General features: G+C 71.8%; 4 protein-coding genes and 1 rRNA gene. 2 read left to right on the forward strand and 3 right to left on the reverse strand.

Annotated features, from left to right (window positions below):
- The first annotated feature begins 217 nt into the window (after nucleotides 1–217).
- Complete coding sequence (locus MKL01_RS31730) at nucleotides 218–985, forward strand: hypothetical protein (RefSeq protein WP_243909156.1); 768 nt, start codon at nucleotides 218–220, stop codon at nucleotides 983–985.
- A 9-nt stretch (nucleotides 986–994) separates the two neighbouring features.
- Here MKL01_RS31730 and metB read toward each other — a convergent pair whose 3' ends face one another.
- From metB to MKL01_RS31745, 3 genes are all read right to left on the reverse strand, one after another.
- Entirely contained in the window at nucleotides 995–2,155 is a 1,161-nt protein-coding gene (metB, locus tag MKL01_RS31735; RefSeq protein WP_243909157.1) for a cystathionine gamma-synthase, read from the reverse strand.
- Nucleotides 2,156–2,332: 177 nt separating this feature from the next.
- The gene (locus MKL01_RS31740) at nucleotides 2,333–3,232 is read right to left on the reverse strand and encodes a BLUF domain-containing protein (protein WP_243909158.1); all 900 of its coding nucleotides are present in this window, start codon (nucleotides 3,230–3,232) and stop codon (nucleotides 2,333–2,335) included.
- A gap of 28 nt (nucleotides 3,233–3,260) precedes the next feature.
- Nucleotides 3,261–4,988: a putative bifunctional diguanylate cyclase/phosphodiesterase gene (locus tag MKL01_RS31745; protein ID WP_243909159.1), complete on the reverse strand. Its 1,728-nt coding sequence runs from the start codon at nucleotides 4,986–4,988 to the stop codon at nucleotides 3,261–3,263.
- A gap of 931 nt (nucleotides 4,989–5,919) precedes the next feature.
- Between MKL01_RS31745 and MKL01_RS31750 the strand changes: the two genes are divergently transcribed.
- Nucleotides 5,920–6,000: ribosomal RNA gene (locus MKL01_RS31750) — 16S ribosomal RNA — on the forward strand; the annotation flags it as partial.

Below are 6,000 nucleotides of genomic sequence, written 5' to 3' on the forward strand. Positions count from 1 at the left end.
CGCCTCGCGGATTGGGCCGGGTTAGGGTTGCGCCCCGGGATGCCGCGCCCGCTCCGCGACGCGCCGGCGATACCGGGGATGGGGACGGCCCGGGCACCCGTCATCCGGCACCGTCGTGAACCGCAGGGTCGCGACCGGGCGCGGCGCCGGTGGGACGCGCGCGTCCACGGGGAACCGGTCGCCCCGTCGGCGGAGAGCAATCGGCAGCAGATCCAGCATGACGACATCGAACTGGCGGACCCTCCGCAACGCGCAGGCCCGGGCACGGCTGGAGCGCGCCCTGCCGCCGGTCTTCCCGGCCCCGGTCCTCCGGCACGCCCTGGCGCGGCCCCTGATCCCGCCGACGCCCCGCCTTGCCGTCGAGAGCTACTGGCGCAACCACGTCCTGCGGGCGGACCGGCTCGCCCGGGCCCTGGCCGCCCGCTCGGGGACGCCGGAGGGCTGGACCTGGCAGATCGGCGGCGGGGGACCGGGGGCGGGCCGCGCCGGGAGCTTCCGGATGCCGCCCGCCCCGTACCGCGAGCCGGCCTTGGCCCGCGGTCGCGGCGCCTGCTGCATCTGCGGGCAGCCCGTGTACCGGTTCGGCTGGCACCGGGATCTCTGGGCGCGGGGCGTGCCGAACGCCAATGCCGGCTGGCACGCCGCCTGTGTCACCGCCTGGAAGTTCTGGCTGGCCCCGCATGCCCAGATCCGGGCGCTCAAGCTCCGCCAGCTTCACCGCTGCGCCACCTCCGGCAAGCGGCTGCTCCGGACCGCCGAGGTCGACCACGCCCTGCCGCTCTACCAGGTCTGGCGCGAGCACCGCACCCGGCCCTGGCCTGAGCTGCTCGCCTTCTGGGGGGCGCCGAACCTGCAGGTGGTCAACCGCGCGAGCCACGTCCTCAAGTGCCGGGACGAGGCGGCCGAGCGCTCCCAGGTCCTGCGGCTCTCCAGATTCCGGGTGGTGGAGGGCGATTTCGGGTTCGAGGTGATCCAGGAGGCCTGAGGCTCCGGCTCAACCGGCCAGGGCCGCCAGGCCCCGGGACAGATCCGCCAGCAGATCGCTCTCGGCTTCGAGCCCGACCGAGAGACGCAGCAGGCCGTCCGTGATGCCCGCGATGGCGCGCGCCTCCGGATCCATCGCCGCGTGGGTCATGGTCGGCGGATGGGCGACCAAGCTCTCGACCCCGCCGAGCGATTCGGCCAGCGTGAAGACGCGCAGGGCCCCGACGAAGCGCCGCACCGCGTCGCGCCCGCCGGCGAGCTCGAAGCTCAGCATGGCGCCGAAACCGGCCTGCTGCGCCCGCGCGAGGGCATGGCCCGGATGCCCGGGCAGGCCGGGATAGTGGACGCAACGGACCGCAGGATGCGCATCCAGGAAAGCCGCCAGCGCCGCGGCGTTGCGCTGCTGCTGCTCCACCCGCACGAACAGCGTGCGCAGGCCGCGCAGGGTCAGGTAGGCGTCCAGGGGGGATCCCGTGACGCCGATCGTGTTGGCCCAGGCGGCGAGGTCGTCCCCCATCGCCGCGTCGGCGGCGATCACGGCCCCGCCGATGACGTCGGAATGGCCGTTGAGAAACTTGGTGGTGGAGTGAACCACGAGGTCCGCCCCGAGGGCGATCGGCCGCTGCAGGGCGGGCGACAGGAAGGTGTTGTCCACCACCGCCACCGCGCCGGCGGCCCGGGCGTCCGCGGTGATCCGCCTTATGTCCACCACCCGCATCAGCGGGTTGCTGGGCGTCTCGATCAGCACGACCTTGGGACGCTCGGCGAGCGCCGCCGCCAGGGCCTCGGGATCGGTCTGATCGACGAAGGCCACCCGGTAATGGCCCCGGGCGCCGCGCAGGCTGAGGAGGCGGTGGGTGCCGCCGTAACAATCGTGCGGGGCGACCAGCAGGTCCCCCGGCCGCAGGCTCGACAGGGCGAGGTCGAGCGCCGCCATGCCGCTCGCCACCATGACGGCCCGGGCACCGCCTTCGAGCTTGGCGATCGTGTCGGCGAGCTGGTCGCGGGTCGGGTTGCCGAGGCGCGAATAGTCGTAGGGCCCGGCCTGCTCGAAAGCCGGAAACTTGAAGGTCGTAGACAGGTGGATCGGCGCGATGACCGCCCCGAACGCGGTGTCCTGGGCCACGCCGTTGGTGGCCGCGATGGTGCGGGCTGCCAAGTCTTCCGACATCGATCCTCCTCCGCCCGGCCCTTCGGCCGGCCGCGCCAGCGAAACCCGGTGCGTTCTTTATAGAGGACAGATCAGACTTTCAAGAGAACGAATGCGGTCGGGTCCCACCGCCTGTGCCGGCACGGCCCGGCCGCAGGCGACCTTGCCGGTCCGGCTTTGCCGCGCGGAGGCCCCCGATCAGGCGGCGAGGGTGTCGTGCGCTCCCGCCGGCCCGGCCGCCCCCAACGACGGCGCCGCCGCGAGGCCGTCGGCCTCCCGCATCATGGCCTGTGCGAGCAGCCGGGCCCGCCCGGCCCAGAGATCCCGCTCCGCCCGAAGGTCGTCGACCCGGTCCTCCGCGGCGGCCAGGGCCGCCTGCAGGACATCGATCTCGGCGCGCAGATCGCTGGTGCGATGGCGCTCGCTCGCCAGCGCCGCCTTCAGGACGCAGAGGGCCGCCTCGGCGGCGTCCCGCGACGACCCGCCCCGGCCACCGGCGACCGGCGCGGCCGGCGCGGGGATCGCGACCGGCTCGGGAGCGGCCACGGGCGCCTGGGCCGCCGCGATCTCCGGTCGAAGCTGCGCGATCTCGGAGCGCACCTGCGCGACGTCGAGACCGGTCGCGTCGCGCCCCGTCCGCACCGGAGACGCCGCCTCTGGAGCCGGCAGGCCCTCCTCTTCGATCACCAGCCCGTGCAGCATGGCGAAGACCTGGTCGCCGTCGAGGCGGGCGAGATCGAACCCGCTCTCGGCCGCGAGGGTGCTGAACCGGGCCTGTCCCTGGGATGACTGGCCCACGAACGCCATCGACCAGTTGGCGAAGGCGCGGCTCTCCGCCGGTCCGCATTGCAGGACCGTCACGTCGTCGTGGCGCAGGTCGCGCTGGATCCGCTCGAAGGTCGCCTCGACCCCGCGGCGCGGACCCTCCAGCACCTGCGCGAAGGCGCCCGCGTTGAACATCAGGGCGCCGGTCACGCCGACCGCCCGGTTGTTCCGCTGCGAGGCCTCCAGGATCTGCCGGACGGCCGCCGTCATGTCGGCCTCCGGAACGTTGAGCAGGTTCTTGCTGGCGTAGACGAGGCGGTAGAGATCGCTCATGGCGGCGCTTCCAGGATGAGGACGGAGATCAGGCCTGCGGATAGCCCGCGAACACCCGGGCGAGCTCTTCGGCCGGGACCGGCCTGCTGATGAGGTAGCCCTGGACGTCGGTGCAGCCCTCCAGGCGGATGCGCTGCATCTGTTCGGCCGTCTCGACGCCCTCGGCGACCGTGGTCATGCCCAGGCTCTTGCCCAGGCCCGCGATGGCCCGGATGATCGCCTCGCCGTCGGGCTTGCCGGCCAGATCCTTCACGAAGGAGCGGTCGATCTTGATCTTGTCGAACGGGAACGACCGCAGGTAGCTGAGCGACGAGTATCCCGTGCCGAAATCGTCCATCGAGACGCGCACGCCGAGTTCCCGGAGGCGGTGCAGGGTCTGGAGCGTCCGCTCGTTCTCCTGCAGAAGCACGCCCTCGGTGATCTCGACCTCGAGTCGCCGGGCCGGCAGCCCCGAGGTCGCGAGCGCCGAGATGATCGTCTCGACGAGGCGGTCGTTCTTGAACTGCGCGGGCGAGACGTTGACCGCCACCGACATGGCGGCCGGCCAGGTCATGGCGTCCCGGCAGGCCTGACGGACGACCCATTCGCCGATCGGCACGATCAGCCCGATCTCCTCGGCCAGCGGGATGAAGTCGAGGGGCGAGACCAGCCCGCGCTCGGGATGCTTCCAGCGGATCAGGGCCTCGCAGCCGATCAGACGACCGCTCTCCAGCTGCAGCTGCGGCTGATAGTGCAACTGGAACTCCCGACGCGCGAGCGCCTGGCGCATGTCGAGTTCGAGCTTCCGCCGCGCCTGCATGCGCGCATCCATCTCCGGCTCGAAGAACCGGTAGGTGCCGCGTCCGTCGAGCTTGGCCCGGTAGAGGGCGAGGTCGGCGTTCTTCAGGAGCCGGTCGGCATCCGTCCCGTCCTCCGGTGCCAGCGCCACGCCGACGCTGGCGCCGATCGTCAGGAGGTGGCCCTCGACCATGTAGGTCCGGCCGATCAGGTCGACGATGCGGCGGGCGAGCGCCTGCGTGCCCGCCGCGTCCCGGATCCCGGCCTGCAGGATGACGAACTCGTCGCCGCCGATCCGCGCCACCGTGTCGGTGGGCCGCACCGTCGAGCGCAGGCGGTCCGCCACCTTCTCCAGCAGCGCGTCGCCGACCGGGTGGCCCAGCGTGTCGTTGACCGGCTTGAACCGGTCGAGATCGACCAGCAGCAGGGCGCAGGCCTCGCCGTTGCGCCGCAGGCGCGCGAGGGCCTCCGCGAGGCGCTCGCGCAGGAGCAGCCGGTTCGGGAGGCCGGTGAGGGGATCGAGCCGCGCCATCGCGTCGGCGCGGGCCTCGATGGCCTTGCGGGTGCTCACATCCTCCAGCGTCACGACCCAGCGGTCGCCGGCGACGGGACGGAGTTCCGCCTGCACCGTATGGTCCTCGCGCCGGAACTCGAACACCGCCGGCTGGCGTTGACCGAGGGACCGGCGCAGCGCCAGCAGGAGTGCGCGCCGGGCCGGGCCGGCCTCAGCCCGCAGGACCCGCAGCAGCGGCGGGGCGGGGGCGTTCGGCCGCAGCGTCACCGTCATGGCCGCCAGCAGGGCCTGCGCCGGGGCGTTCGCCGCCACCACCGTCCCCGATCCGTCGATCATCAGGAGACCCTGCCGGACCGCATCCAGGTAGGGCGGCAGCAGGTCGCGCGGCGTCGCGGCCAGCCGGGTCGGGAACGGGGGGGCTGCCTCCCGACCCGACAGGGCGGCAGGCTGAAGATCCGGGCTCATGGGAGGTGGCCTCGAACTGCGACCGCCTCTCGGCGCGCGGCAGGAAATACAGCCACGATAGAGGGGGAGATCCTAATCGGCGGTTACAGCAACGCCGAGGTCATCTTAACCTAAGTTGTGCTTCCGGCAGATCTGCGCGCGCCGGGAGGCGTACGCCCTCCGTGCCGCGGTCCCGCGCGAGGGCGGAATGCCGGCCGACGGTCCGGCCGCCGAGGAGCGCCGCAGCCGCGCCCGGCCCCCTGGGGGCCCGGCCGGTCCGCCGGATGGCGCCACGGCCGCGCCCCTTGCGCTTCGGGACGGGGATCCTTAGATGCGTCCTCCGGCAGCGACGGTACGCCGTCCGCCGGGATCTCGTCAGCACTGTCCTGCGGCTTCGACTCGGCGAGTCGGGACGCGAACGGGTTCGGGCATGCCCCGAATCCAGGATGCGGGGCCTGATGGGACGTCAACCGGTCAGCGTTCGGCACGGACCGCCTTCGGGCGATCCTGGCGGCGCGCTCCCGATGGCGCCTCCGGATACCGGCTCGACCGGCCCGGTTGCTTCGCCGGGAAAGGGTCGGTTGACAGGGGTTCTGGGGCAGCCTATACGGCGCCTCCCGACGCGGTGCTGAAGCAAAACGGCCGGGTCGGACGGACTTCCTGAGGTTTAGAAAAGTAGATCCGGCGGCAGCCGAGGTACTTGACTTCTCCTCGACAGGTAATTACGGAAGTAATTACTGCTCTTTGACAAGTTGGATTTGAGGAAGGGAGACGCGGGCGGCGTTTGTCCTTGCGGCTGGGGCTTATGGCCCTGGCGTGAGAGACTTGTGCCGATCTGCTGTACTTCTTTCTGAGCTCACCGACGGGTATTTGGCGCTGTGAAGCGTTTGGATGCCTGGTCGATTGTGAGGCTCCGTCTGAGAATACACGTGATCGGCCAGATCAATCTCTTCAACGTGAGAGTTTGATCCTGGCTCAGAGCGAACGCTGGCGGCAGGCTTAACACATGCAAGTCGAGCGGGCCCTTCGGGGT

This window comes from Methylobacterium sp. J-070, from assembly GCF_022829385.1.
Lineage (GTDB): Bacteria > Pseudomonadota > Alphaproteobacteria > Rhizobiales > Beijerinckiaceae > Methylobacterium.

Bases quoted from the DNA above. Each gene is read 5' to 3' on its own strand.
- MKL01_RS31730 (WP_243909156.1), top strand. From the start codon at position 218: ATGACGACATCGAACTGGCGGACCCTCCGCAACGCGCAGGCCCGGGCA.
- MKL01_RS31745 (WP_243909159.1), bottom strand. From the start codon at position 4,988: ATGAGCCCGGATCTTCAGCCTGCCGCCCTGTCGGGTCGGGAGGCAGCC.
- metB (WP_243909157.1), bottom strand. From the start codon at position 2,155: ATGTCGGAAGACTTGGCAGCCCGCACCATCGCGGCCACCAACGGCGTG.
- MKL01_RS31740 (WP_243909158.1), bottom strand. From the start codon at position 3,232: ATGAGCGATCTCTACCGCCTCGTCTACGCCAGCAAGAACCTGCTCAAC.